The organism is Streptomyces sp. NPDC004542, from assembly GCF_040610035.1.
Lineage (GTDB): Bacteria > Actinomycetota > Actinomycetes > Streptomycetales > Streptomycetaceae > Streptomyces.
In genome coordinates, this window is record NZ_JBEXLP010000001.1 from 145,743 (window position 1) to 170,325 (window position 24,583).

Annotated in this window: 21 protein-coding genes and 2 pseudogenes; 11 read left to right on the plus strand and 12 right to left on the minus strand. The window is 70.9% G+C overall.

All coding sequences use genetic code 11. The features are described from left to right. Positions 1–134 precede the first annotated feature (134 nt). Entirely contained in the window at positions 135–1,307 is a 1,173-nt protein-coding gene (locus ABZX30_RS00715; RefSeq protein ID WP_355927023.1) for an acyltransferase, read from the plus strand. A 62-nt stretch (positions 1,308–1,369) separates the two neighbouring features. Here ABZX30_RS00715 and ABZX30_RS00720 read toward each other — a convergent pair whose 3' ends face one another. From ABZX30_RS00720 to ABZX30_RS00730, 3 genes are all read right to left on the minus strand, one after another. Continuing rightward, a complete protein-coding gene (locus ABZX30_RS00720; RefSeq protein ID WP_355927026.1) occupies positions 1,370–2,710 on the minus strand; it encodes a polysialyltransferase family glycosyltransferase in 1,341 nt (446 codons plus the stop codon). Further along, entirely contained in the window at positions 2,707–3,693 is a 987-nt protein-coding gene (locus ABZX30_RS00725) for a glycosyltransferase family 2 protein (RefSeq protein WP_355927029.1), read from the minus strand. Before ABZX30_RS00725 ends, ABZX30_RS00720 begins: the two co-directional genes overlap by 4 nt. 266 nt (positions 3,694–3,959) lie before the next feature. Beyond that, a complete protein-coding gene (locus ABZX30_RS00730) occupies positions 3,960–5,540 on the minus strand; it encodes a methylmalonyl-CoA mutase family protein (RefSeq protein ID WP_355927372.1) in 1,581 nt (526 codons plus the stop codon). A gap of 82 nt (positions 5,541–5,622) precedes the next feature. Between ABZX30_RS00730 and ABZX30_RS00735 the strand changes: the two genes are divergently transcribed. Then, on the plus strand, positions 5,623–6,426 hold the full coding sequence (locus ABZX30_RS00735) for a L,D-transpeptidase family protein (protein ID WP_355927031.1): 804 nt from the start codon (positions 5,623–5,625) through the stop codon (positions 6,424–6,426). Between the two features lie 225 nt (positions 6,427–6,651). Here the strand turns inward: ABZX30_RS00735 and ABZX30_RS00740 are convergent, their stop codons facing one another. The 4 genes from ABZX30_RS00740 to ABZX30_RS00755 all read right to left on the minus strand — a co-directional run bounded on the left by ABZX30_RS00740 (position 6,652) and on the right by ABZX30_RS00755 (position 10,199). Continuing rightward, entirely contained in the window at positions 6,652–7,773 is a 1,122-nt protein-coding gene (locus tag ABZX30_RS00740; protein WP_355927034.1) for a hypothetical protein, read from the minus strand. Then, positions 7,773–8,435, minus strand: coding sequence for an RNA polymerase sigma factor (locus ABZX30_RS00745; RefSeq protein WP_355927037.1), 663 nt, complete (start codon positions 8,433–8,435; stop codon positions 7,773–7,775). The genes ABZX30_RS00740 and ABZX30_RS00745 overlap by 1 nt, the downstream gene beginning before the upstream one ends. 449 nt (positions 8,436–8,884) lie before the next feature. Further along, a complete protein-coding gene (locus tag ABZX30_RS00750; protein WP_355927039.1) occupies positions 8,885–9,694 on the minus strand; it encodes an alpha/beta hydrolase in 810 nt (269 codons plus the stop codon). Positions 9,695–9,740: 46 nt separating this feature from the next. Further along, positions 9,741–10,199 carry a cupin domain-containing protein gene (locus ABZX30_RS00755; RefSeq protein WP_355927041.1) on the minus strand — a complete coding sequence of 153 codons (459 nt, stop codon included), beginning with the start codon at positions 10,197–10,199 and terminating at the stop codon, positions 9,741–9,743. Positions 10,200–10,324: 125 nt separating this feature from the next. On the opposite strand from ABZX30_RS00755, the gene ABZX30_RS00760 reads away from it, so the two are divergent. Continuing rightward, a complete protein-coding gene (locus ABZX30_RS00760; RefSeq protein WP_355927043.1) occupies positions 10,325–10,930 on the plus strand; it encodes a TetR/AcrR family transcriptional regulator in 606 nt (201 codons plus the stop codon). 12 nt (positions 10,931–10,942) lie between these two features. Here ABZX30_RS00760 and ABZX30_RS00765 read toward each other — a convergent pair whose 3' ends face one another. From ABZX30_RS00765 to ABZX30_RS00775, 3 genes are all read right to left on the minus strand, one after another. Further along, positions 10,943–11,653, minus strand: a complete 711-nt coding sequence (locus ABZX30_RS00765) for a hypothetical protein (RefSeq protein WP_355927045.1) — start codon at positions 11,651–11,653, stop codon at positions 10,943–10,945. Between the two features lie 42 nt (positions 11,654–11,695). Continuing rightward, positions 11,696–12,298 carry an RNA polymerase sigma factor gene (locus tag ABZX30_RS00770; RefSeq protein ID WP_355927048.1) on the minus strand — a complete coding sequence of 201 codons (603 nt, stop codon included), beginning with the start codon at positions 12,296–12,298 and terminating at the stop codon, positions 11,696–11,698. A gap of 110 nt (positions 12,299–12,408) precedes the next feature. Further along, a complete protein-coding gene (locus ABZX30_RS00775) occupies positions 12,409–12,834 on the minus strand; it encodes a hypothetical protein (protein WP_355927051.1) in 426 nt (141 codons plus the stop codon). Between the two features lie 182 nt (positions 12,835–13,016). Here ABZX30_RS00775 and ABZX30_RS00780 point away from each other — a divergent pair, with 182 nt between their 5' ends. After that, entirely contained in the window at positions 13,017–13,511 is a 495-nt protein-coding gene (locus ABZX30_RS00780; protein ID WP_355927374.1) for a DUF1877 family protein, read from the plus strand. 621 nt (positions 13,512–14,132) lie between these two features. On the opposite strand, the gene ABZX30_RS00785 is transcribed toward ABZX30_RS00780, so the two are convergent. Then, positions 14,133–15,722 (minus strand): glycoside hydrolase family 20 protein, encoded by a 1,590-nt coding sequence (locus tag ABZX30_RS00785; protein ID WP_355927053.1) that lies wholly within the window; start codon positions 15,720–15,722, stop codon positions 14,133–14,135. Between the two features lie 257 nt (positions 15,723–15,979). On the opposite strand from ABZX30_RS00785, the gene ABZX30_RS00790 reads away from it, so the two are divergent. From ABZX30_RS00790 to ABZX30_RS00820, 7 genes and pseudogenes are all read left to right on the plus strand, one after another. Beyond that, on the plus strand, positions 15,980–16,573 hold the full coding sequence (locus ABZX30_RS00790) for a 2-oxo-4-hydroxy-4-carboxy-5-ureidoimidazoline decarboxylase (protein ID WP_355927056.1): 594 nt from the start codon (positions 15,980–15,982) through the stop codon (positions 16,571–16,573). A gap of 170 nt (positions 16,574–16,743) precedes the next feature. After that, positions 16,744–17,124 carry a succinate dehydrogenase, cytochrome b556 subunit gene (sdhC, locus tag ABZX30_RS00795; RefSeq protein WP_043406142.1) on the plus strand — a complete coding sequence of 127 codons (381 nt, stop codon included), beginning with the start codon at positions 16,744–16,746 and terminating at the stop codon, positions 17,122–17,124. Positions 17,125–17,132: 8 nt separating this feature from the next. Beyond that, positions 17,133–17,627, plus strand: a complete 495-nt coding sequence (locus ABZX30_RS00800) for a succinate dehydrogenase hydrophobic membrane anchor subunit (protein ID WP_355927059.1) — start codon at positions 17,133–17,135, stop codon at positions 17,625–17,627. 19 nt (positions 17,628–17,646) lie between these two features. After that, the gene (sdhA, locus tag ABZX30_RS00805) at positions 17,647–19,401 is read left to right on the plus strand and encodes a succinate dehydrogenase flavoprotein subunit (RefSeq protein ID WP_355927061.1); all 1,755 of its coding nucleotides are present in this window, start codon (positions 17,647–17,649) and stop codon (positions 19,399–19,401) included. Next, positions 19,401–20,180, plus strand: coding sequence for a succinate dehydrogenase iron-sulfur subunit (locus ABZX30_RS00810; protein ID WP_355927064.1), 780 nt, complete (start codon positions 19,401–19,403; stop codon positions 20,178–20,180). The genes sdhA and ABZX30_RS00810 overlap by 1 nt, the downstream gene beginning before the upstream one ends. Positions 20,181–20,380: 200 nt before the next feature. Continuing rightward, the gene (locus ABZX30_RS00815) at positions 20,381–20,959 is read left to right on the plus strand and encodes a 1,4-alpha-glucan branching protein (RefSeq protein WP_355927066.1); all 579 of its coding nucleotides are present in this window, start codon (positions 20,381–20,383) and stop codon (positions 20,957–20,959) included. Positions 20,960–21,363: 404 nt separating this feature from the next. Further along, a pseudogene (locus tag ABZX30_RS00820) lies at positions 21,364–21,998 on the plus strand (site-specific integrase); the annotation flags it as partial. A 965-nt stretch (positions 21,999–22,963) separates the two neighbouring features. Here the strand turns inward: ABZX30_RS00820 and ABZX30_RS00825 are convergent. Continuing rightward, positions 22,964–24,559: pseudogene (locus ABZX30_RS00825) on the minus strand (polymorphic toxin-type HINT domain-containing protein); the annotation flags it as partial. Positions 24,560–24,583: the final 24 nt, after the last annotated feature.

Consider the following 24,583-nt stretch of genomic DNA (forward strand, 5'->3'; position numbering starts at 1 on the left):
GGTTCATTCATCCGGGCGACGCGTGGGGGACGTGTGCACGACAACGCCGGATCATCTGTCATCCGTCTGAAGTTCCTAGCGTCTCGTCGTTGACGATCGGACGTTCCCTTCCTTCCTGCCGAGAAGGGTCCAGGATGAACACGGCTGACCAAAACCAGGCACCATCGAGCCCGGCCGCGGCGGCCACCGTGCGATTACCTCCCGCGAAGCCCACCGCGCCCCGCCCACGCGCGGCGGACCGGCTCCGCGCACTGGACGGCCTGCGGCTGCTGGCCGCGCTGATGGTGTGCCTCTACCACTTCGCCGGAAAGAACGGCGAGATCTCCGCCTGCTGGCACCAGTCACCGGGACTCATGTTCCCGACCCTGTCGCGGGCCGCGACCTACGGCTGCCTCGGCGTGCAGTTCTTCTTCGTCATCAGCGGCTTCGTGATCTGCATGAGCAGCTGGGGACGCACCCTGGGCGACTTCTTCCGCTCCCGGATCGCTCGTCTCTACCCGGCGTACTGGGCGGCGCTGCTGATCGTGGGGGCCGCCTCGGTCGCCCTGCCCGTCGTCTTCCACCCGCTGCGGTCGGACGAGTTCCTGATGAACTTCACCATGCTCCAGCAGCCGATGGGCGTGCCGCGGGTCCTGGGCGTGTGCTGGACGCTGTGGGTGGAGATGCGGTTCTACGTGCTCTTCGCGCTGTTCGTGATCTGGAAGGGCGTCACCTACCGGCGGGTGGTGACCTTCTGCATCCTGTGGACGCTGGCCGGCGTCTTCGCCCGGGTCGCCGAGACCCGGCTGACCGACGAACTGGTCATGCGCGACCACGCGCCGTACTTCATCGGCGGGCTCGCGCTGTACCTGATCCACCGCTTCGGCAGCGACCTGCTGCTGTGGGGGATCGTCGGCATGTCCTTCCTGCTGGGGCAGCGCTACTCGGTCACGGCCCTGTGGCACCCGGGCATGCAGGGCGACTTCGACCGTGACCCGCACGTCATCCAGGCGATCGCCTTCCTGTCGTTCGCGGCCGTCGCCGTGGTGGCGCTGGGCTGGACACGCTGGGCGAACTGGCGCTGGCTGACGGTGGCCGGGGCTCTGACGTACCCGTTCTACCTGGTCCACGAGCACCTGGGGTGGTTCCTCATCCGGGTGCTGCACCGGGGCTTCGGGGTGGGACCGTACCCGACGCTGGCCCTCACCCTGACCGCACTGCTGGTCCTGGCCTGGCTGATCCACCGGGTGGTGGAGCGGCCCTTCGGGCCCCGGCTGAAGCGGGCCCTGGCCGCGTACAGGCCGAAGCCGCTCTCGGCGCACCGGTAGCTCGGGGACGGCCGGAGGCCGGTGGGGACGTACCCACCGGCCTCCGGTCAGCGCCCGCCGCGTCAGCCCTGCCGGGCCCGCAGTTGCCGTACGGCCCGCCGGACCGTCGGGTGGCGGCGCAGCGCCTCGGCGCGGATGGGGCTGCCGCCGGGCAGCCGCAGGCTGGTCAGGCGGCGCTTCTTGAAGTACTGGGGGTGCTCGGCGAGGTGGGCGGTGAGCCAGGCGACCGCCTCGTCGCGCAGCCCCGGATGCTTGCGGGACTGCATGCAGTAGCCGACCGTGTGCACCAGCTGCTCCAACTCGCTGCTCAGAGAGCCGAGTTCGAGCGGGCTGCCGACCGTGTCGAGCTCCGCGTCGGGCAGCGCCGCGTCGATGATGGTGAGGGGGACGCGGTTGCTGTTCTCGTACGGCGTGATCCGCTCCAGCAGCAGCCGGGTACCGACGCGGGCGACCGGGATGCCGTAGAAGGCGGCGGCGGTCATCAGGGCGGTGGAGAAGCAGCCGATGACCAGCCGGGGCTGGAGGTACGCGAACACGGTCTCGGCGAGCACGGGCTCCCTGAGGACGGTCAGCCGTACCCCCAGTTCCTCGGCCGCCGCCTCCAGCGACGTGTTGTAGACGGCGGGCGCGCTCGGGTGGGGCTTGAACAGCACGCCGGTGTGCCCGGCGCGGGCGGCGGCACGCAGCATACGGACGTGCAGTTCCTCCTCCTCTTCCTGGGTGATGAGGTCGATGGCGGAGAGGTACTGGCCGAGGAGTACGGCGGTCGGACGCCCCTCGGCGGGGACGCGGCCGGCGAGGATCGCGGCGCCCTCCTCACCGATCTGGGCGAGGACGTCGACGATCGCCTCGTTCGGGACGGGCTCGGGCTCGACGCCGTACTCGGCCAGCAGCATGGGGCGCAGCCCGGGGATGAGGTCCAGGTGGAGCACGCGGGCGATGCGGCTGCTCAGCCCGTGCGGGATGCGGTTGCGGGTGGGGCCGTAGCTCATCAGGCCGTCCGCGTACACGTGGATCGGGCTGTCGGCGAAGATGTCGGCGACCGCCCGGGAGGGATTGGCCTGGATGGACTCGCAGGCGATCTCGACGGGTTCGTCGCCCAGGTCCCAGGCGAGCCGTACGGCCTTCTCCCACAGCAGGGCGTCCTGCGCGCGCGGGGACCAGCCCGCCGGGTGGTGCGGCGAGATGAACTCGTTCCAGGAACGCACCTCGTCGAACTCGGGGCGCAGCTTCTCGAATCCGGCCATCCGGTCGAGCGGGGTCCCGACCTCGGGCACGGCGGCGGTGTTGCTGACGACGAGGATGCGGCGGTGGGCGGCACGGGGGCCGAAGAGACCGGCGCGGAGGGCGGCGGTGACGGTCGCGGCGGCGTACTGGGTGGCCGAGAAGAATATCTGGATCATGCCGCGACTCCCTTCATGCCGCCGCGTATCCGGCGCAGCATGTGTACGCGTTCCTCGCCCATGCCGACCAGGGCCTCGTTCAGTTCTTCCTCCGCCATCCGCCCCAGCGCCTCGGCGCTCATCTGCTTCAGCCGGGCGGCCACGCCGCGCTCGAAGCGCCCGCGGTCGAGCAGTTGGTGGGCGATGACGACGCAGTAGTTGCGCAGCGCCTTCTTGCGCAGCAGGGACGCGTCGGGGTCGGCTTCGAGTTCGGCGAGGACGAGGTCGAAGGAGCGGAAGAAGTCCAGCTGGCGGACATCGCCGATCTGGGTGAGCGAACTGGCGACGCCGCGGCGGTAGAAGACGCCCCTCAGGCTGGCGACGACGTAGGAGTCGGCCCTGCGGTGCAGGTCCCAGATCCAGGGGCGGTCCTCAGCGGTGCGCAGACCGTCGTGGAAGCGCAGCAGGCCGCGGTCGAGGAGGCGGCGGTGGTAGATGCCGGCCCAGGCGTAGGGATAGTCGACCATGGTGGTGTCGTCGACCGGGAGGATCGAGCCGCGCGGGTCGAGCGGGGTGTGCCGGCGGCCTTCCGGGGCCCGGTGGACCGCCCGCTCGACGCCGGTGACCTGCACGTGGTCGGTGCGGACGAAGTCGACGTCGAAGCGTTCGGCGGTATCGACCAGCTGGGCCAGATAGCCGGGGGCGAGCCAGTCGTCGCCGTCGAGGAAGGTGAGGTACCGGCCTTCGGCCGCGTCGATGCCCGTGTTCCGGGCGGTGGCCAGTCCGCCGTTCTGCTCGTGCCGTATCACCCTGCTGTTCTTCAGCCGCTTCGTCAGCTGAAGCAACGCCTCGTAGGTCCGGTCCTTGGTGGACCGGTCCTCGACGAATATGAACTCGAATTCGTCCTTGGCGTTGTTCACCAAACTGGTCACGGTTTCGGGAACGTAGCCCTCGATGTTGAAGCAGGGGACGATCACAGACAGTTTCGGTGGGGGGCTGGGCACGCGAACACCTGAACTTTCTCCGGGACAGATTCCTGCGACGGTAGGAAAATGCCGACGCCGCATACCAACGGCGGCTCGACCGTCAGGTGAACTCAGGGTGACGAGATGGCCTTCCGTCCCCGCGGGCCGTCACGGAGGGCTTCACGGGCCGGATCAGTACCAGTACCTTCTGACCCCGCGGCCGACCCGTGAGGTGCCCTGCGCGCGGGTGAGCGCCGGCGTGACGGCGGACCCAGGAGGCAGGCCGCCCCCGAGCCGTCCGTCGCTCAGAACGCGTCGCTCGGGACGTAGCTCCCCCACACCTCCCGCAGGGCGTCGCACACCTCCCCCACCGTCGCCCGCGCCCGCAGCGCCTCCTTCATCGGGTACAGGACGTTGTCCTCGCCCGCGGCCGCCTTCCTCAGAGCGGCCAGCGCCGAGTCCACCGCCCCCTGGTCCCGTTCCGCCCGCAGCCTCGCGAGCCGCTCCGCCTGCCGGGCCTCGATCGCCGGGTCCACGCGGAGCGGTTCGTACGGCTCCTCCTCGTCGAGCTGGAAGCGGTTGACGCCGACCACGACCCGTTCGCCCGCGTCCGTCTCCTGGGCGATGCGGTAGGCGTTGCGCTCGATCTCCTCCTTCTGGAAACCCCGCTCGATCGCCGCCACCGCGCCGCCCAGGTCCTCGACCCTCCGCATCAGGTCCAGGGCCGCCGCCTCCACGTCGTCCGTCATCCGCTCGACGGCGTACGAGCCCGCGAACGGGTCGACGGTCGCGGTCACGTCCGTCTCGTGGGCCAGCACCTGCTGGGTGCGCAGGGCGAGCCGGGCGCTCTTGTCCGTGGGCAGGGCGATCGCCTCGTCGAACGAGTTGGTGTGCAGGGACTGCGTGCCGCCGAGCACCGCCGCCAGGGCCTGCACGGCCACCCGGACCAGGTTGACCTCGGGCTGCTGGGCCGTCAGCTGGACGCCCGCCGTCTGGGTGTGGAAGCGGAGCATCAGCGACTTGGGGTCCCGCGCGCCGAACTCCTCCTTCATCACCCGTGCCCAGATCCGGCGTGCGGCCCGGAACTTGGCGACCTCCTCCAGGAGCGTCGTACGGGCGACGAAGAAGAAGGACAGGCGCGGCGCGAGGTCGTCGACGTCCATGCCGGCCGCGACCGCCGTACGGACGTACTCGATGCCGTCCGCGAGGGTGAAGGCGATCTCCTGCGCGGGCGAGGCGCCCGCCTCGGCCATGTGGTAGCCGGAGATCGAAATGGTGTTCCACCGGGGCATCTCGGCCTTGCAGTACTTGAGGATGTCGGCGGTGAGCCGCAGGGAGGGCTTCGGCGGGAAGATGTACGTGCCCCGGGCGATGTACTCCTTCAGCACGTCGTTCTGGACGGTGCCGGTCAGCCGGTCCGCCGGCACCCCCTGTTCCTCCGCCACCAGCTGGTACAGGAGCAGCAGCAGGGCGGCCGGCGCGTTGATCGTCATCGACGTCGAGACCTCGCCCAGCGGGATCCCGTCGAACAGCACCCGCATGTCGTCGATCGAGTCGACGGCCACGCCGACCTTGCCGACCTCGCCGTGCGCGAGGGGCGCGTCGGAGTCGTGGCCCATCTGGGTGGGCAGGTCGAAGGCGACGGACAGTCCCGTGGTGCCGTGCTCGATCAGCTGCCGGTAGCGGGCGTTGGACTCGGTCGCCGTGCCGAAGCCGGCGTACTGGCGCATCGTCCAGGGCCGCCCGGTGTACATGCTGGGGTACACGCCCCTGGTGAAGGGGTATGCGCCCGGCTCGCCCAGCTTCCCGTCCGGGTCCCAGCCGGCCAGGGCCTGCGGCCCGTAGACCGGCTCGATCGGCAGTCCGGACTCCGACTCACGCGCCATGGTGTGTGCCTCCGAGTTGCGTTCGGTACTCCTCACCATGCCCCGTTGTTCGGCGGCGGTCACGCGGGGAAGCATCTGGGGCATGAGCCGCACCGGACGCTCGACCGCCGCACTCGTCCTGGCCGTCGCGCTCGCCGTCCTCTGCGGCTGCACGGTGCGGGCCCCGGACGCAGCCGGCGGCAAACAGCGCTCTCCGGTGCACATCCGGCTGCCGGGCGGCCGGGCATCCGGCCCCGCTCCCGCCCCCACAGCGGCCGACGTGCTGTGGGCCCGGGGCGACAGCGGCACCGACGTGCGCGAGCTCCAGGCCCGGCTGCGGCAGATCGGCTGGCTCTTCGACGGGCCGACCGGGACGTACGACGACCTGACCGAGCAGGCCGTCAAGGGCTTCCAGCGCAAACGCGGACTGCCGCGGACCGGCCGGACCGACACCGTCACCTGGCGGCGGCTGATCGGGATGACGCACACGCCGGGCACGTGGGAGCTGTACCTGATGGGCGGTCAGCCGGCCGCCGCGCCGGACCCGCGCTGCCTGACCGGCCGGGTGCTGTGCATCAGCAAGACCAGCCGGACGCTGCGCTGGATGGTCGACGGGCGGACGGTGTCCACCATGGCCGTCCGGTTCGGCTCGCGGTACAGCCCCACCCGGGAGGGTGTGTTCCACATCTACTGGAAGTCGCGGCACCATGTGTCGACGCTCTACGACTCCCCCATGCCCTACGCGATGTTCTTCAGCGGGGGCCAGGCGGTGCACTACTCGTACGACTTCGCCGCGCGGGGCTACGCCGGCGGCTCCCACGGCTGCGTCAACGTGCGGGACGAGGCGGCGATCGCGGCTGTGTTCGCGCAGGTGAGGAACGGCGACAAGGTCGTCGTGTACGGGTGAGCGCGAGGGCGGGAGGGACTGCGGGGCGCGGGCGGGACCGGGGGAACGTGTCCCGCCCGCGCCAGGTGCACGAGCCGTAGGTACGGGGGGAACCCCGGCTCAGTGCGACGGCCGATGACCAGTCGGCTCACTCTCTACTGCGTACCCGGGGCCGGAAACGTTACGCGCTCCCGCAAAAAAGTTTCCGGCGGCACGAAAGCGCAGGTCAGCCGGGCGCCGGTCCGCTCAGAGCGCGGTGTACGTCGGACTCGGCGACAAGGACCCCGGGGTCTGCGTGCGCTGCGGCGCGAGCGGGGCGAAGGTCGTGGAGGAAGGCGTGGCCGAGCGTCCGCGCCGCTGCCGGCCGGTGCCGCCCGACCCGGTGCGGTCGTCGTCACCGCCGCCCCGGCCGGCCTTGCCGCCCTCGCTCTTCCTGCCGGCCTTGCCGTCCTCGCCGTCCTCGCCGTTCTTGCTCTCCTTGCCGTCCTCGCCGTCCTTGCCGTGCCGGTCCTCGCCGCCGGTCGCGCCGCCGGACGAATCGAGGACGCCCTTGCAGTACGTCCACACGCGCGCGGAGCCGCCCGCCGCCCCCTCCAGGGCGCGCTCGCGGCCGGGGGCGAGTTCCTTGCCGGACCGGATGGCGCGGCAGGCCGAGGGCGCGCCGCCCCACCAGGTGCCGTCGCCGTGGGAAGCACCGGACGAGCCGGTGGCACCGTCCTCGGTCCGGCCCTCCCGGCTCGCGCCGGGCGAGGCGCCGTCACCGGAGGTAGCGCTCGCGCCGCCGCCCGGGGGCAGCAGACCCGATGTCCCGCCCTCGGTGCCGTCCGGGGAGGGCGAGGTGAGCGGCCGCCGGTGGCTCACGGCGCCCGAGGCCGAGGCGGCGGGCCCGGGGCCGTCGTCGCCGAACGGCGTCGGGAGCACTCCGCTTCCGGCGGCCACGGCGACCCCGCCGAGCGTGCCCACGGCCAGCACGGCGGTGAGCGCCAGGCGCACCGGGCGGGCCCAGGCGGGGCGGGGCACGGCACGGGGCCGGCCGCCGATGCGGAACAGTCCGGCGTCGGCGGGCTCGTCGGGCGCCGCGGCCGGGTGAGCGGCGCGGGCCTGCGCGGCGGCGTCCTCGCGGGCGTCGCGTGCCTTGCGGAAGGCGGCCAGCGCGGCTTCCTCGCCGGGCAGCACCGTGTCGGCCGCGGTGGCGTCGGCGGACAGTGCCCCGAGGGCCTTGGCGAGCCGTTCGGCCTGGTCACGGGCAAAGGGGTCGACGGCCTCGACCGACTCGCCGCGCAGCAGACGTTCCGCCGTCGCGCGGTTCAGCCACCGGCCGGGGGTCCGGGGCCTGTCCTCCGGGGAGACACAGCGCTCGTTGGCCATCACATGTCCCTCTGCGTCCGCGCGCGCGTATGCGTCACAGTGGCGGACGTCACCGCGCGGCGGCGCGGTTCTCGCTGGGGCGGCAGCGCGTCGAGCCTGCCGGCCGATTCCGGATCCTCGCCGAGCAGCTCCGCGAGCCGCTTCAGGCCACGGTGCGCGGCGGTGCGTACGGCGCCCGCGCGTTTGCCGAGCGTCTCGGCGGCGGCCTTGGCGTCGAGGCCGACGACCACGCGCAGGACGACCGCCTCGGCCTGGTCCTGGGGGAGCCGCGCGATGAGGGAGAGGGTGCTGTCGGTGGCCAGGGACTCGATGGCCTCGCCCGCGGTGTCGGACTCGGCGGCCCGGCCGGTCAGCTCGGTCTCGTCGCCGCCGATCGCGGGGCGGCGGCCGCGCATCCGTATGTGGTCCAGGGCGCGGTTGCGGGCGATACGGGCCGCCCAGCCGCGGAAGCGGTCCGCGTCCCCGCTGAAACGCTCCAGGTCACGGGCTATCTGCAGCCAGGCCTCGGATGCGACGTCCTCGGCGTCCGGGTCGCCGACCAGCGTCCGTACGTACCCGAGCAACCGCGGATGCACCGCGCGGTAGACCGTACGGAACGCGGTCTCGTCCCCGGCCTGTGCCGCACGCACCGCGGCGGTCAGCTCCGCGTCGTCCCCCAGCACCTGGTTCCTCGGTAGATGGTCGCGGCCTCGAGGCCGCCGATCGTTGCACTGATCATGCATTCGCGCTCGACGCGAAAGGCACGTTACGACCTGAAACCGCTCCTCGTCCACGTCCGTCCAAGATGCAACTAACTCGTGACGCGGTGATCCGTGGCGGGGTGTGACAGAAAACGCCCCCCTGGCGCTGTAGACAGTACGGGCCGCCGCGCGGTCCGTACCGCGCGACGGCCGGGGCCTCTCCTGTGGGGGGTGGCGGCCTCGGCCGTTGCCCCGGTTCCTGTCGGCGCGGGAGGCCCGTATCCGTCGGACGAGGCCGCCGGCGGCAGCGAGCGTCCGACCGGTGACCCAGCGCGGCCCCCGAGGCCGGCCGGCGGCACGCTCAGGCAGCGGGCGGCCGTGACCGGCGGGGCCTGCCGCGGCCGGGGTGCGGCAGCGGAGCCGCTTCGGGGTCAGCGCCGCGGCCGGTGGGTGGCGTGGCTGTCGGCGAAGTCCCAGACGACCGGCAGCAGCTGTTCGGGCGTCTCGCTCTGCGGCAGGTGGCCGGTGCCCTCCAGCAGACGGAACTCCGCGCCGGGGACGGCCCCTGCGTACGCCCGCCCGTAGCCGGCGTCCACGACCCGGTCGCTCGCGCCCCACGCGACCAGGGTCGGATGGGTGACCTCGGCGAGACGCCCGGTCAGGGTGGGGTCGGCCATGGCGTGCGGGCCCGAATACACCTGGAGCGCGGCGCGGTTGGCGGCCATGACCGCGCGCTGCGCCTCGGTCGGCGCGCCGGGGTCGAACCGGGACTTCGAGGGATCGTGGAAGGAGAGGCGGGACAGTTCGACGGGCGTCAGGGAGAAGATGTCGGCCACCGGGTGGCCGGGGACCTCGACGCCGACCGCGTTGACGAGGACGACGCTGCTGATCCGGTCGCTGCCCAGCGCCGCCAGCTCGGCGGCGGTCCAGCCGCCGATCGAGTTGCCGACGACGCAGACGTCCCGCAGGTCGAGCACGTCGAGCAGGTGGGCGTACACCTGGGCCAGGGTCGTGACATCGGTCAGCCACTCGGGCCGCAGGGTGCCGTCGAAGCCCGGGTGGACGGGGGTGAACACCCTGGCCGGCCGCTGCCCGGCGAGGAGAGCGGCGAACGGGGTGACGGTCTGCGGGCCGCCGCCTCCGTGCAGGAGCAGGAAGGGGTGCCCCTGCTCGCCGTGGAGGTCGACGGTGACGTCGAGGGTGCCCTGGTCGAGCGTGAGGGTGTGGGTGCCGCGGGTCATTCGGTGCTCCTCGAGTGGACTGTGCCGCAGGAAGGTCGGGGTGCCGTCACGCGAAGTCGGTCGCGGGGACGGTGGCGTAGCGGCTCATCACCGCGACGGTCGACTCCGGGGTCGGTTCCTGTCCGTCGGCGATCATGTTCCGCAGGTCGCGGAAGTACTGCACGTACAGGTCCGGGGTGAAGGTGTTGAGCAGCACCGCGGGCTCGTCGCCGAGGTTGGCGAAGGTGTGCGGGGCGCCGGGCGGGATCATCGCGAGGGTGCCGGCCGGGGCGATGTGGACGGTCTCCCCGATGGTGAAGTGCACGGTGCCGGAGACGACGTAGAAGCCCTCGTCGTGCTGGGCGTGCCGGTGCTGCGGCGGCCCCTGGGTGTGCGGGGCGACGGTGATCTCCCCGATGCCGATGCGATGTCCGGTGGTGCTGCCGTCCTCGAGGATGCGCATGCGGATGGGGCCCAGGCGGACGGTCTCGCCGTCGTCCGGGCCGACCACGGAGACCCTGCTCATGGCTTCTCCTTCATGAGAGCTGACTCGCACGAGAGTAGGAGAGTCACCTCTCTTCATGCAAGTGCACCCTCACAATGAGGGGCCACTGCTAAGATGTGGGGGGAGACAACGGGAGGAGTCACGTGATGACGGCACGCACCGGGGGTGGCCGCACCAACCAGAAGCAGCGCACCCGGACGGCGATCGTGGCGGCCGCCCGCGAACTCATCGGCACGGGCGCCGAAGTGACGATGCCCGCGATCGCCCGCGCGGCCCTGGTCTCCGAGGCCACCGCCTACCGGTACTTCCCCGACCTGCCCTCGCTGATCAGCGAGGCCCTGGCCGGCGCCTGGCCACCGCCGGCCGAAGCGCTCGCGCCGGTCGCGGACTCCGCCGACCCCGTCGAACGCGTCGCCTTCGCCTGCGAGTTCCTGCTCCGCGGCATACTCGCCCGCCAGGGCTCGGTACGGGCGATGATCGCCGCCACCGTCACCCGGCCGGAGACGGTGACCACGCGCCCCGGCATCCGCTTCGGGCTCATCGACCACGCGCTGCTCCCGCTGGAGAACACGCTCGGCGCGACGGACCCGGACGCCTTCGCCCAGCTCAAGCGGGACCTCGCGGTGGTCGTGAGCGCCGAGGCGCTCTTCACCCTCACCGACCTGTGCGGGCTCGACCCCGACACGGCCGTCTCCAGCGCCGTACGGACCGCGTCGACCCTCACCGACGCCGCGGTGCGCGGGACCGCGTAGCGGGGCGCGCCGTCACTTCTTCGCCCGGGCCTCGCCGCCCGCCTCGTCGGCTTTGTTCGTTCCCGTGCCCGTACCCGGCTTCTTCGCCGCCCTGGCCGCGCCCCCGGCCGCGCCCTCGGCCGCGGGGGTCCGGCCGTCGTGCGTGGCCGCCGCGATCCGCCCGGCGCAGTAGGAGGCGACGTTCGCCCCGCCGCCGGCCGCCGCGGCCAGCCGCCGCCAGGCCGTGGCGGCCGGCGCCTTGCCGTGGCCCTTGACCGACTCGTAGGCCCGGCAGTGGGCCAGGGTGTCCTTGGCGGTGGCCGGGCGCCGCGGCGTCGCCGGTCCGGACGACGGGGAGGCGGGCGCGGGGGGCCGGGTCCGCCCGGCCGTCGGGTCCGGTGCCCCGGCCGTCGCCTCCGGGCCGGGCCGGCCGCCGGGTGCCTGCCCGGAGGGGCCGGCCGAGCCGATCGCGGCGACCGCCACTCCGCCCAGGGTCAGGCTCGCCAGCAGCATCAGCACCGTCGTACGCGCCGAACGCAGCACCTGCCCGCCCTCGCGGGGCCGCCAGTCGTCCCGGCGCCGGGTCCGCGCCCGCTGCGCCCCGGCGTCCCGCGCGACCCGGAAGGCCTCGGCCGCACGCCGCTCGGCCTCCGCGTCGACACCGCGCGGGCGCAGCGCGGCGCCGAGCAGTTCCTCGGCCTGCCGCCGGGGGGATGGGCCGCCTGCGTCGTGGCGTTCACCCATGAGCGCATCCATTCCTGTGCGGCGGCAGGCCGCCGTCGTCGGTCACTTCGACTCCCCCAGCGTGCCGGGGCCGTCGTCCGTCACATCCTCCGCCGCTTCCGCCACACCCAGCTGTCCCGCCAGTCGCTTCAGCCCTCGGTACGCGGCCGTGCGCACCGCGCCGGGGCGTTTGCCGAGTACCCGGGCGGCGGCGGGACCGTCGAGACCGACGACCACACGCAGCAGTACGGCCTCGGCCTGGTCGCGCGGCAGCCGGCGGAGCAGGGCCAGCGCCTGAGCGGTGGAGATGGACTCCAGGGCCTGCTCATGGGTGCTGTGCCGGCCGGGGAGTTCCAGTACGTCCTGTTCCAGCGCCGTCGACCGGGGCCGGGCCCGCCGGCGGCGCAGATGGTCCAGGGCACGGTGCCGGGCTATGGTCGCGCTCCAGCCGCGGAACCCCGCCCCGTCGCCCTTGAACCGGCCCAGGTCACGGGCGATCTCCAGCCAGGCGTCGGAGGCCACGTCCTCGGCCTCGTCCCCGACCAGACCGCGCAGATAGCCGAGCAGGCCGGGCTGCACCATCCGGTACACCACCGCGAAGGCCGCCTCGTCGCCCTCCTGGGCCCGCGCGACGGCCGCGCCCAGTTCCCCGTCGTACGCCTGCACGCGGCCGGTGTCCCCTCCCTGGCCAAGAACCGTTTCCTCGGTGCCTCAAGGTCATCAGCGCCGGACCCCGGGGAAGTGTCACAGCGCCGGTCCCGGCCGTGCCCGTGCCGTCAGTGCCCGTGCCCTCGGTGCCGCGGTTCCGTCCCCGCGATCGTTCCCGCGATCGCGTCCTGGCACAGCAGCCGCAGGGACCCGTGTCCGCCGAAGCAGCGCCGTGCCTCCTCGACCGGGTCCCACAGACGCCCGTCGGGCGTGCGGATCCAGTGGTCGCCGCCGGTCGCCCACCACTCGGCGCCGGTCTGCCGGACGATCACCTCACCGGCGTACGCCCCGAAGCCGCGCAGCACGTCCCGTACCGCCTCGGCGGGGGCGCCCTCGCGCCGTATCTCCTCGATCATCCGGTCGACGCGCCACAGGCTCTGTGCCGAGTAGTCGAGCCGCACCCGCGCGCCCTCGCGCATGGTCGCCACCACGTCCGCCGCCCACCGCACGGGCTTGGCCGCGGCGTGCGGCCTGGTCTGCTGCTGTGCTGTCACGTACTGGGTAGTCACATAGGGGAGAGCGAGGCCGGCGGGTCTTTCGTCACGCCGATCCGGGCCGATCGCGTGATCGGCGCAACACCGACCCGGGTCCGCCGCAGGACCGTCACAGGATCCGCCCGCGCTCACGGTTTCGGCCGGGAGTGATGTTCGGCGCCTCCCGTGCGCTCTTGATCACGATGACTATGTGCTTCCATCTCCGCGCGGTGCCGCCCGCGGAGTTACGAGACGACGCGCGCTCGCTGGAGCGGCTGTTCCAGGACGGCTGGGAGACCGTCCGGGAGCGGATCGGCCTGCGCCGGGAGGAGGTGCTGGACCAGCGCTACCTGGATCACGAGCTGCTGTACGCCGGCTCGCCCCCGGACCTCGCGGAGGACGACCCGCGCGCCCAGGTCGTCCTGGGCGGCCGCCCGGTGTTCCACCCGGCGCTCGGGCTGCCGCCGTTCCTGCTGCTGACCGCGGCCGAGACCGCCGCCGTCGCCGCCTTCCTCGCCTCGGCCGACTTCGCGGCGCTGTGGCGCGGGTCCCGCGACGACCTGCTCCCCCGGTACGGCGGCCCCGCCACCGAGCCGCAGACCCGCGGCGCCTTCGCGGCGGCCCACCGCGACCTCACGGAGTTCTACGCCCGGGCCTCCGCCTCCGGTGCGGCGGTGGTGAAGTGGGTGGTGCTGTGAGCCGCCGGGGGCCGGCGCCCATTCCCGCGACGAGCCGATGCGCCCAGGTCCTGTCGTGGAACTCCCGCCCGGTACTCCCCCAGCCTTCGGCCGGGGCCCCCGGAGCACGCACCGGACGCCGCGCGGCGGACGGAAGTCCGACGACAAGGCCTGACCAGCGCGGCGGGCTGTCGTGCCGGGCGTCGTCGCCGCCCAGCAGCGGCACGCAGCGATCCAAACAAGCCAGAGCACTGGCGGCCAATCCACGGTCGTCGGCCTGAGCGATCAGTTCCACCAAGCTCATGGAAGCCTCCCTCGCCAGGGCGCCGACCTGTACGGAGCCCGCATTTCCCCTTACTGCGTGCGAGGGCGCGGGACTGTCACACAGGCATGTTTTCGGCCAACCTCAGACCGCTGCGGCACCGGCCCCGCGAGCGCCTTCTCGTGTGCGCCGGGTGCACCGGTTGCGCCGGGTGCACCGGTGCCGGCGGGCGCGGCGGCGAAGTGACGGCGGCGTGAGCAGATCACGGCGGCCCCCCGGGGTACGGCCGGGAAGCCGGGCGCGCCTCTCCGCCGAGGCGCCCGTGCGGCACGCGCGGGCCACGGTTGACCGGTGCCGCGCGTCCATCGGGACGCGGCCGCTCAGCCCAGCCGGTCCGCCAGCTTGCGGAACTCCGCCCAGGAGAGCGCCGGCTTGCCCGGGTCCCACAGTTTCTGCACCGTCGCCCGCAGCGGCATCCGGATGCCCGCGGCGACCTGCGTCTCCGTCTGGGCGTTCGGGAAGTCGCTCCACACCGCGAGGGACCCGCCGAGGATCTGCCCGTCGTAGCGCGCCGGGACGGCGGTGGTGCCGCGCAGCACCCGCGGGTTCCACTGCTCGTAGATCCGCTGCCCCGTCGGGTAGACGAAGGTCTGCGGCTCACCGAGGACGTAGTACAGGAACTCGTCGTTGTAGTTGAGGACCTTCCGCCCCGCGCTCAGGTACTCCGCCGGCTGCCGGGCGCCGATCTCCTTGCCGGTCCAGTAGGCGACCTGGAGGTCCTTCGCGGCCCGCACGGACGTCACCCGGAAGAACCCGTCGTTCCACGCCCGCATCGTGCGGTCGTGGGCGCGGACGGTGTCGGCGCGGTCGTTCAGCCAGCCGGTGGCGAGGTCGGCGACGGTTCCCCCGGCGCCGTAGGCCTCCCGCGCGGCGGCGGCCAGCTGCGGATAGGAGGCCTGCGGATTCGCGACGGTCAGCGCCTGGTACTCGTCGCCGCCGAGGTGCCACTCGGAGCCCGGGAACAGGTCCGCGTACTCGTCGAGCAGGTCGTCCACGATCGTCGCGGCGCTGTCCTTGGAGATGTCGACCGCCCCGCGCGTGGGCACGCCCTGCGCGTTGCGCAGCTGGAGGTCGGGGTGGGCGGCGATGACGGCGCCGAGGTGCCCGGGCGAGTCGATCTCGGGCACGACGGTGATGTGCCGTCGGGCGGCGAGGTCCACGATCCGCTTGACCTGGGCCTTGGTCAGGTGGTCCTTGGAGACGACCTCCGGGTGGGAGGTGGACTCGATCCGGAAGCCCTGGTCGTCGGAGAAGTGCAGCCCCAGCTCGTTGAACTTCAGATCGCCGAGCTCCTTGACCCGGTCCTCGATCCAGGAGGCCGAGTACGGCTTGCGGGCGATGTCCAGGTTGAACCCGCGGCGCGGCTTGGCGGGCTGGTCGCGCACGACGCCCTCGGGAGCCGTGCCACCGCCGTGCACCTCCTGCTTCAGGGTGCGCGTGCCGTAGAAGACGCCCGCGTCGGCGGGCCCGCTTATGGTCACGCGGCCGCCGCGCACGGTCATGGTGTACGACTCCGGGTCCGCGCCCTCGTCGTCGTTCAGCGCGAGCCGCACGTCCCCGGCACGCACGTCGTCCCGCTCGCCCCCGTACGACAGCCCCAGCTCGCCCGCGATCAGCCTGCCCTCGTCGGCCAGGTCGGCGTCGCTCACCACCACCCGCTCGCCGGGGGCCGGGCGCCAGCCGGGACCGCGGGCGGGGGTGTGGGACCGTACGGCGGGGATCGTGCGGGGCGCCTGGGACAGCGGGTAGGAGCGGCCGGCCGTCGGGCTCGGCTCCGGCGACGTGGCGGCGGCCCCGGCGTCCGCGGAGCGCCGCGCGCCCCCGGCGCCCTCGCCACCGCCGTCCGCCGACGCCCAGACGCCGACTCCCACTCCGAGCCCGACCGTGCCGACGAAGACGGCGGCGGTCACCGCCCGCCTCCGCCTCACCTGTCGCTCCGATATCCGGCGTCTGTGCTGGCTCACGTCCCCAACCTACGGCCCGGGCGCCGACTCTTCGTCACCCACATGTTCCGAAACTCTCCCGTCCGAGTGAAATTCGGGCATCCCCCGGACACAGCGTGACCCTTCTCGCTAGCGTGATGACACACCTCTCACAAGATCCCCAGCCACACCACATGTGACGCGAGGACCCCACGCTGCCTGCGCACCCGTACCCCTCCGGACGAGTGGCCATACCGGCCCTTCCCGGACAGACCCGCACCCCGCCGTCCGCCACCGCGGTCGAGGGGTTCAACACCGCGCCCGCCGACGAGACCCACGCCACCCTCCTGACCTGCCTGCACAGCCCCCGCTGGGCCCAGCGCATCGCGGAGCACCGCCCCTACCCGGACCTGGACTCCCTCCTGGCCGCGGCGGACGAGGCGGCATACGACCTGTCCCCGGCCGACCTCGCGGAGGCGCTGGCCGCGGAGGCCCTGCCGCCCCTGCCCGAGGACACGTACTCGGCGGCGCACACCGCCCTGAGCGCGGCCCACGCGGCCTACGAGGCTCGATTCGGACACGTGTTCGTCATCTATCTGGGTGACGCCGCACCCGAGGAAGCCCTCGACCGCGTCCTCGAAGGCATCCGATCACGATTGGCGAACGATCCGGACGAGGAGCGCGTGGTGGCCGCGGAGGAACTCCGGCGCCTCGCGAGAGGGCGTCTGGCAGCCGCCACCAGAGGCGCGGGGCAGCGCCGAGCTGCGGCTCCGCCGCGGGGCGCCGACAGCCACGGCGGCACCACACCCGGCGGATACCAGGACACTCCGCCCCGGTAGCCGCCCGAGCTAGCCCGTCCGGTGCCAGTTTGATCACACAGCAAGGCCCCGCCGCTGAGCCCGGCGAAGCGCCTCGCTACGATGCTGGGGGCCGGTGGACCGTACCCGGCCGGGCCCGACCGACACCGAAGCCGGCGCGGCCCTAGTCCCCGCTTTCGGAGGGTTCTTCCGTGCCGGCTGGAACGCTGTACCGCGGCCGGGAAGGAATGTGGTCCTGGGTGGCTCACCGAGTCACCGGCGTCCTCATCTTCTTCTTCCTGTTCGTCCACGTCCTGGACACCGCTCTCGTGCGTGTCTCCCCCGAGGACTACGACAAGGTCGTAGCCACGTACAAGACGCCGATCGTCGCGCTGCTGGAGTACGGCCTCGTCGCCGCCATCCTCTTCCACGCGCTCAACGGCCTGCGCGTCATCGCCGTCGACTTCTGGTCGAAGGGCCCGCGCTACCAGAAGCAGATGCTGTGGACCGTCGTCGGCGTCTGGGTCGTCCTGATGGCCGGCGCGATCTATCCGGTCCTCGGCCACGCCGCTCGAGTCCTCTTCGGGAGCTGACGCCGACCATGTCGAACAACTCGGTCACGACTGAACAGACCGCTTCCGGAATCGGCCCCGTCGAGGGCGGTTCGTCCTACAGCGTCGACAACCCCGCGCCCTTCATCGAGGCCCCGCGCAAGCGCACCAAGAAGACCCCCAGGTCCACCCGGGGCAACTTCGAGCTGGCCGCCTGGCTGTTCATGCGCCTGTCCGGCGTCGTGCTGGTCGTCCTGGTCATCGGCCACCTGCTGATCCAGCTCGTCCTGGACGGCGGCGTCTCCAAGATCGGCTTCGCCTTCGTGGCCGGCCGCTGGGCGTCCCCCTTCTGGCAGGTCTGGGACCTGCTGATGCTGTGGCTCGCCATGCTGCACGGCGCCAACGGCCTGCGTACGGTCATCAACGACTACGCGGAGCGCGCGAACACCCGGCTGTGGCTGAAGGCTCTGCTCTACACCGCCACGGTGTTCACCATCCTGCTGGGCACGCTGGTGATCTTCACCTTCGACCCGAACATCCGCTAGGCACGGGGCTGCGAGAATCATGAAGATCCACAAGTACGACACCGTCATCGTCGGCGCCGGTGGCGCCGGTATGCGCGCCGCCATCGAGTCGACGAAGCGCAGCCGCACCGCCGTGCTGACCAAGCTCTACCCCACCCGCTCCCACACGGGCGCCGCGCAGGGCGGCATGGCCGCCGCGCTGGCCAACGTGGAGGAGGACAACTGGGAGTGGCACACCTTCGACACGGTCAAGGGCGGTGACTACCTGGTCGACCAGGACGCCGCCGAGATCCTGGCGAAGGAGGCCATCGACTCCGTCCTCGACCTGGAGAAGATGGGCCTGCCGTTCAACCGGACCCCGAACGGCACGATCGACCAGCGCCGCTTCGGCGGTCACAGCCGCAACCACGGAGAGGCCCCGGTCCGGCGCTCCTGCTACGCGGCCGACCGCACCGGCCACATGATCCTCCAGACGCTGTACCAGAACTGCGTCAAGGAGGGCGTGGAGTTCTTCAACGAGTTCTACGTCCTGGACCAGCTGATCACCGAGGTCGACGGCGTCAGGAAGTCGGCCGGTGTCGTCGCCTACGAGCTGGCGACCGGTGAGATCCACGTCTTCCAGGCGAAGGCCGTGATCTACGCGTCCGGCGGCTGCGGCAAGTTCTTCAAGGTGACCTCGAACGCCCACACGCTGACCGGTGACGGCCAGGCCGCCGTCTACCGCCGGGGCCTGCCGCTGGAGGACATGGAGTTCTTCCAGTTCCACCCGACCGGCATCTGGCGCATGGGCATCCTGCTGACGGAGGGCGCCCGCGGTGAGGGCGGCATCCTCCGCAACAAGGACGGCGAGCGCTTCATGGAGAAGTACGCGCCGGTCATGAAGGACCTCGCGTCCCGTGACGTCGTCTCCCGCTCCATCTACACGGAGATCCGCGAGGGCCGCGGCTGCGGCCCCGAGGGCGACCACGTCTACCTGGACCTCACCCACCTCCCGCCGGAGCAGCTGGACGCCAAGCTCCCGGACATCACCGAGTTCGCGCGCACCTACCTGGGCATCGAGCCGTACACGGACCCGATCCCGATCCAGCCCACCGCGCACTACGCCATGGGCGGCATCCCGACGAACGTCGAGGGTGAGGTCCTGGCGGACAACACCACGGTCGTGCCCGGCCTGTACGCGGCCGGCGAGGTCGCCTGCGTCTCGGTGCACGGCGCCAACCGCCTCGGCACCAACTCCCTGCTGGACATCAACGTGTTCGGCAAGCGGGCCGGCATCGCGGCGGCGGAGTACTCCCAGAAGGCCGACTTCGTGGAGCTCCCCGAGGCCCCGGAGTCCCTGGTCGTCGAGCAGATCGAGCGTCTGCGCACCTCCACGGGCAACGAGCGGGTGGCGAACCTGCGCCGCGAGCTGCAGGAGACCATGGACGCCAACGTCATGGTGTTCCGCACCGAGCAGACGATCAAGACGGCGGTCGAGAAGATCGCCGAGCTGCGCGAGCGCTACAAGAACGTGGCGATCCAGGACAAGGGCAAGCGGTTCAACACCGACCTGCTGGAGGCCATCGAGCTGGGCAACCTGCTGGACCTGGCCGAGGTCATGGCGGTCTCCGCCCTGGCCCGCAAGGAGTCGCGCGGCGGTCACTACCGCGAGGACTACCCCAACCGCGACGACGTCAACTTCATGCGCCACACCATGGCGTACCGCGAGGTGGGCGACGACGGCACCGAGACCGTCCGCCTGGACTACAAGCCGGTCGTCCAGACCCGCTACCAGCCGATGGAGCGTAAGTACTGATGGCAACCCCCGTTCTGGACAAGGAAGAGGCGGCCGGCCGGCCCGAGCCCGGCTTCGCCGACTCCCCCTACATCACGGTCACCTTCCGGGTCCGCCGCTTCAACCCGGAGGTCTCGGCCGAGGCGACCTGGGAAGACTTCCAGCTGGAGATCGACCCGAAGGAGCGCGTCCTCGACGGCCTCCACAAGATCAAGTGGGACGTCGACGGCACCCTGACCTTCCGCCGCTCCTGCGCCCACGGCATCTGCGGTTCCGACGCCATGCGGATCAACGGCAAGAACCGCCTGGCGTGCAAGACGCTGATCAAGGACATCAACCCCGAGAAGCCGATCACGGTCGAGCCCATCAAGGGCCTGACGGTCCTGAAGGACCTGGTCGTGGACATGGAGCCGTTCTTCCAGGCGTACCGGGACGTCATGCCCTTCCTCATCACGAAGGACACGAACGAGCCCACGCGGGAACGCCTTCAGTCGGCCGAGGACCGTGAGCGCTTCGACGACACCACGAAGTGCATCCTCTGCGCCGCCTGCACGTCGTCCTGCCCGGTCTTCTGGAACGACGGCCAGTACTTCGGCCCGGCCGCCATCGTCAACGCGCACCGCTTCATCTTCGACTCGCGCGACGAGGCCGCCGAGCAGCGCCTGGAGATCCTCAACGACCGCGACGGCGTCTGGCGCTGCCGCACGACCTTCAACTGCACGGACGCCTGCCCGCGCGGCATCGAGGTCACCAAGGCGATCGCCGAGGTCAAGCGGGCGCTGATCACCCGCCGCTACTGAGGTACGCCCACAGGCCCCCCGAAGGCCCCGCTCACCGGCGTTCCGCCGGGGGCGGGGCCTTCGCCGTGACGCGCCGGTCGTGGCCGGTGAGACGCGGTGCGAGGCCGGTTCGCCGCGGCTCGGGAAGCACGGCGGTTTCCTATAGGTTCGATCACGTCCCGTTGGAGGACGGGCCCAGACCTACGCGTGAGGGAGCTCGCATGGCCATGGTCCACCGCACCACCATGAAGCCGACCAAGCTGGAGTTGCTCACCGGCTGGCTGCCGAAGCAGAGCTGGTACGTGGGCGACGCGGAAACGCCGGAACTGGTCAAGGCCGGCGGGTTCCGACTGGACGATCCGGAGGGAGCGGTCGGGATCGAGTTCATGGTCGTGGTGGACACCACCGCGCAGGAGCCGGTGGCGTACCTGGTGCCGATGGGCTACCGCGGCGCGGAGCTGGAGGGCGTCCCCGGCGATGCGCTGATCGGCACCTCCGAGCACGGAGTGCTCGGCACCCGGTGGATCTACGACGGCGTCCACGACCCGGTGGTGACGGCGCAGTTGCGCGCGCTCCTGCGCGGTGAGGCGATCCCGCAGCACCAGAGCGAGAGCGACACCCCTGACCCGACCGTCACCGTGCACGGAACCGGCCCTGACGACGGGCTCGACGTGCACGTCAACCGCGTGCTGCGGCCGACGGAGGCGGCGCCCGGGTCGTCCGGACGCGTCGTCGCCGGGTGGACCTGGCCGGACGGCACGGCCGCACGGGGAGTACTCGCGACCGCGGTGCCGCGGTAGGGGGTCGCGGGAACGGCGGCCGCGTGGTCACGAGGAGCCCCTGGAAACCACGGCGTGGAGTGGGGCCCTCGCCGCAACGCGACGGGCGGCGTCCGGTGCGGAATGGGAATGGGCGGAAACGGGCGAACCCCACTCCTCGCTGGCCTGCGCCTTCTTCCACCGCCGTACGCCCATGCCCGCCACTCACCACCTCACCCGACGGCCTGCGCACCACGGCCCGCCGAGGACCCGACCCCGCACCACAGCAGCTTCCCCCCCTCGCCCGAAGAGATCGTCTCCGAGCGGATAGCCGCCCCACGTGTCCGCGTAGTGGCACACGAGGAACAGCCCGCGCCCGCCGGTGGCCTCCGCCGGGACGGGGCAGGGGCGGCGACCCTGACGCTTGTCGAAGGGTGGCGGCCACCGCCCAAGGCCACCGACTGCACGCCCTGTTCGAACTCGCCCTCCACACCGGACTCCGCAAGGGCGAACTACTCGGCCTGCGCTGGGAAGACCTCGACCTCGGCACGGGCACCGCCGCCATCCGCCGCACACTCCAGCGCACCATCACAGACGGGCTCACCACGCTGCCCACCAAGACCCGGGCTTCTGAACGCCGCATCGCTCTCCCCGCCCGCTGCGTCCACTCGCTGAAGCACCACCACGAGCAGCAGCGCGAACGGAAAGCGGCAGGCCCCATGTGGCGGGACAGCGGGCACGTGTTCGCCACCGCGCAGGGCAGAACGATCGACCCGACCAACCTCACCCGCGCCTTCACCACGCTCCTGAGCAGGGCCAGCCTCCGCCGCATCCGCTTCCACGACCTCAGACACTCCACGGCCACCCTGCTCCTGGAACAGGGCGTCGAACTCGTCGTCATCAAGGAACTCCTTGGCCACGCCCACATCGGCGTCACCGCCACCGTCTACGCCCACGTCCGGCTCCGCCTCCAGCGCGACGCCATCGACACCCTCAGCACCGCGCTCAACGGCCCGGCGATCACCGAGACGGCCAACGCGACGGCGATGAACCGCCACCCTGCGCCGCCCTCTTCCGCTGACGTTGCCGTCAACTACTGCCGTCACCCCACGCAGAAGCCCCGCCAGGACGCACCTGACGGGGCTTCACTTTGCTGGCGCCATCGACCCTTTAAGCGGGATTCATTTCACGAAAAAATTTCACGCGACCGAGAGCTACCTGATACCGGGCCCCTCAGAAAACTCCCAGGAGAGTCGAAACTACTCTGACCGGAGCACCTTCATCTGAGGGTCAAAACAGTTCAGCCCAAACCTGTTGGCAACTTGTGCCACATACGCAGACGCCATATCTGCACTACTCCACGCAAGCGCGATGTAAACGTATGGCCCACTTGCCCCTTTGGAAAGGGGCGTTGCAGCCCAGGGCGTATCGTCTCCGGTATCCCTATCAGGCCAACGCTCAGTAAGGGCGGCCAGGAAGTCGGCGACGACACTTACTACCGGGAACAGCTCATCGCCATCGAGGTACTCGTCGTACAGGCGACTATGCACCCTAGCCGCTTCGCGATCATTGGACGGCACATCCCCTTGCCAAACCGCCAAGTCGTAGCTCATCCTTCACTCACCTCGCCTCGCGTGCAGTAGAGCTCGGCGCTTGCCAATGCTGCCTCCTTGACTCCTCCTACCATGCCTTTGCCCCGCCATAAAGGATCACGTTGACGTCGGCCTGTGGGAGCAAATCGCCACTCTTCAAGCCCCAGCTACCCAGTTGGTCGGATCGCAGAATTACATTCCCACTGTCCCCAAGCTGCCCATACACGGTCTTCTGCTGCGGTGAAAGTCTGGCCGAAGGGCCATTCTTCACTTCAAAATACTCGGGCGCACCCAAGCCGGGACCGTTCCTGGTTGCGACGACATCAACATACGATATCGTCCCGTCTTTAGCTTCAAGCTTCACGTGCGTCCCCATGATCGTGTAACCCCGGTCCTGAAGCTCCTGGACAGCTCTTGCCTCGCCCGCTGCTCCCTTGGCCGGGCCGCACGGCCCGCTGTTGTGAACGAGTATCGGCGTGGCCCCCGCCAGCACATAGTACGTGTGGAGGTCGTCCACCGTGAGGTTGTACGTGCGGGCGTACCTGCTGAAGGGACGGTTCCCCGTGACGATGACCGTGTGGCCCTTGTTCGTGAGCAGCGTCATGCCCGGCTTGAGAGCTGCCGCCTTGAGCCAGGCGTGCTCCGACGGGGACCAGAAGGGGTGCTCGTAGGTAGCGGTCAGCTTCTCGATGCCGTCGGGTGTGGTGATCGACAGTTCGTTGAAGTGCTTGTCGTGTTCGGTGACGATCAGGGCTGTGACTGTTCGGGGACCTGATTCTCCGGTTTCCGGGTCGGTAGCAAGAACCTTGTCCCCGATCTTCACATCCTCAATGTTCTTGGTTTTACCGTCGGCCATGAGGACATCGGTACCGGCCAGGAAACACTGGGTGCAGGATCTTCCCCATCCCACCTTTCCGGACCGCCCGGCGATGACGCGTTCCAGTATTGCCTGGAAACCTACGTTGTCGCATACAGGGCAGGTATCAGGGGAGTCAATGCTGTCGACGTGCTTCCAGCCGTCATAGAACTGGCGGAGGTCGCTGCATCCGTCGGTGAAGCTGAAACTGCACCGCTCACGGAAGTAGAGTTCCACCATGAGCTCGTAGCTGAGATCACTGAAGTAGACCCTGTTCCGCTGCAGCTGGCCGATCCCAGGAAGCTTCCTCTGGAATTCCCGGTAGATCTTCTTGGGCGGCAGGGCTGACTTGCCGTCACCGAGGTCAACCACGACTGACCGGCCTACGGAGTTACCTCCGGATGTCCATCCGCTGTTCGGAGTGCCGCGTACGGTGCCGTCGGAGTTGCGTCCCCCGTTCGGGTCACCCCTGGTCCCGCCGTCGGGTCGTGTCCAGCCCTTGCCGTCATTGCAACTGGAGCACCACAGGCCTGTGGGATCGCTCTTGCTGATCGGGCTGTTGCCGCTGTACGCGTAGCCGTTCATCTGCAGCGGGGCCGCGAAGTCGATGATCGGGTCCGCCGACAGGAATCGGCCCGCATTCTGGTCGTACTCGCGGGCGCCCATATGGGTCAGGCCGGTGACCGGGTCGTCGATGCCGACGCCCAGGTAGCTGCGTCTGTTCGGCCAAGTCGACGGCTTCGTGCCGCGGGTCTCGCCGTAGGGCTTGAACGCGCGGCGTGTGATCGGCTGGGTGCTGGACAGTTCCACCGACGTGTCTGCCGTGCCCAGTTGGTCGGCGATCAGGACGCTGAGCTTGTGGCCCGTCGTCGCGCCGTTGGTCGTCGTACGGACCACCGCGGGTGCACCCGGCTGGGCGTACGCGCGCGATGCCTTGGTGATGGTGCCCGATGCGTTCGTCGTCAGTTCGGTCTCGCCCAGGTACAGGGTGGAGCCGGCGGACGAGTTCTCCAGCAGGCGGTTGCCGTCGGCGTCGTAGACGTACGTCGTCTTCTTGCCGTCGGCCGTGATGTTGTCGAGCCTGTTTTCCGGTGTCCAGACCAGGTCCTGCTTGGTGCTGAACAGGTCCCGCGTCTTGGTGTTTCCTGACTCGTCGTAGGTGTAGGCACTGCTCTTACCCAAGGGGTTCGAGGTCGTTGCCATGCCGGTTCCGAGGGG

What these genes read in the sequence shown, in the direction of transcription:
- ABZX30_RS00715 (WP_355927023.1), top strand. Translation starts at nt 135, where the DNA reads ATGAACACGGCTGACCAAAACCAGGCACCATCGAGCCCGGCCGCGGCG.
- ABZX30_RS00720 (WP_355927026.1), bottom strand. Translation starts at nt 2,710, where the DNA reads ATGATCCAGATATTCTTCTCGGCCACCCAGTACGCCGCCGCGACCGTC.
- ABZX30_RS00730 (WP_355927372.1), bottom strand. Translation starts at nt 5,540, where the DNA reads ATGGCGCGTGAGTCGGAGTCCGGACTGCCGATCGAGCCGGTCTACGGG.
- ABZX30_RS00735 (WP_355927031.1), top strand. Translation starts at nt 5,623, where the DNA reads ATGAGCCGCACCGGACGCTCGACCGCCGCACTCGTCCTGGCCGTCGCG.
- ABZX30_RS00740 (WP_355927034.1), bottom strand. Translation starts at nt 7,773, where the DNA reads ATGGCCAACGAGCGCTGTGTCTCCCCGGAGGACAGGCCCCGGACCCCC.
- ABZX30_RS00750 (WP_355927039.1), bottom strand. Translation starts at nt 9,694, where the DNA reads ATGACCCGCGGCACCCACACCCTCACGCTCGACCAGGGCACCCTCGAC.
- ABZX30_RS00755 (WP_355927041.1), bottom strand. Translation starts at nt 10,199, where the DNA reads ATGAGCAGGGTCTCCGTGGTCGGCCCGGACGACGGCGAGACCGTCCGC.
- ABZX30_RS00760 (WP_355927043.1), top strand. Translation starts at nt 10,325, where the DNA reads ATGACGGCACGCACCGGGGGTGGCCGCACCAACCAGAAGCAGCGCACC.
- ABZX30_RS00765 (WP_355927045.1), bottom strand. Translation starts at nt 11,653, where the DNA reads ATGGGTGAACGCCACGACGCAGGCGGCCCATCCCCCCGGCGGCAGGCC.
- ABZX30_RS00780 (WP_355927374.1), top strand. Translation starts at nt 13,017, where the DNA reads ATGACTATGTGCTTCCATCTCCGCGCGGTGCCGCCCGCGGAGTTACGA.
- ABZX30_RS00800 (WP_355927059.1), top strand. Translation starts at nt 17,133, where the DNA reads ATGTCGAACAACTCGGTCACGACTGAACAGACCGCTTCCGGAATCGGC.
- sdhA (WP_355927061.1), top strand. Translation starts at nt 17,647, where the DNA reads ATGAAGATCCACAAGTACGACACCGTCATCGTCGGCGCCGGTGGCGCC.
- ABZX30_RS00810 (WP_355927064.1), top strand. Translation starts at nt 19,401, where the DNA reads ATGGCAACCCCCGTTCTGGACAAGGAAGAGGCGGCCGGCCGGCCCGAG.
- ABZX30_RS00815 (WP_355927066.1), top strand. Translation starts at nt 20,381, where the DNA reads ATGGCCATGGTCCACCGCACCACCATGAAGCCGACCAAGCTGGAGTTG.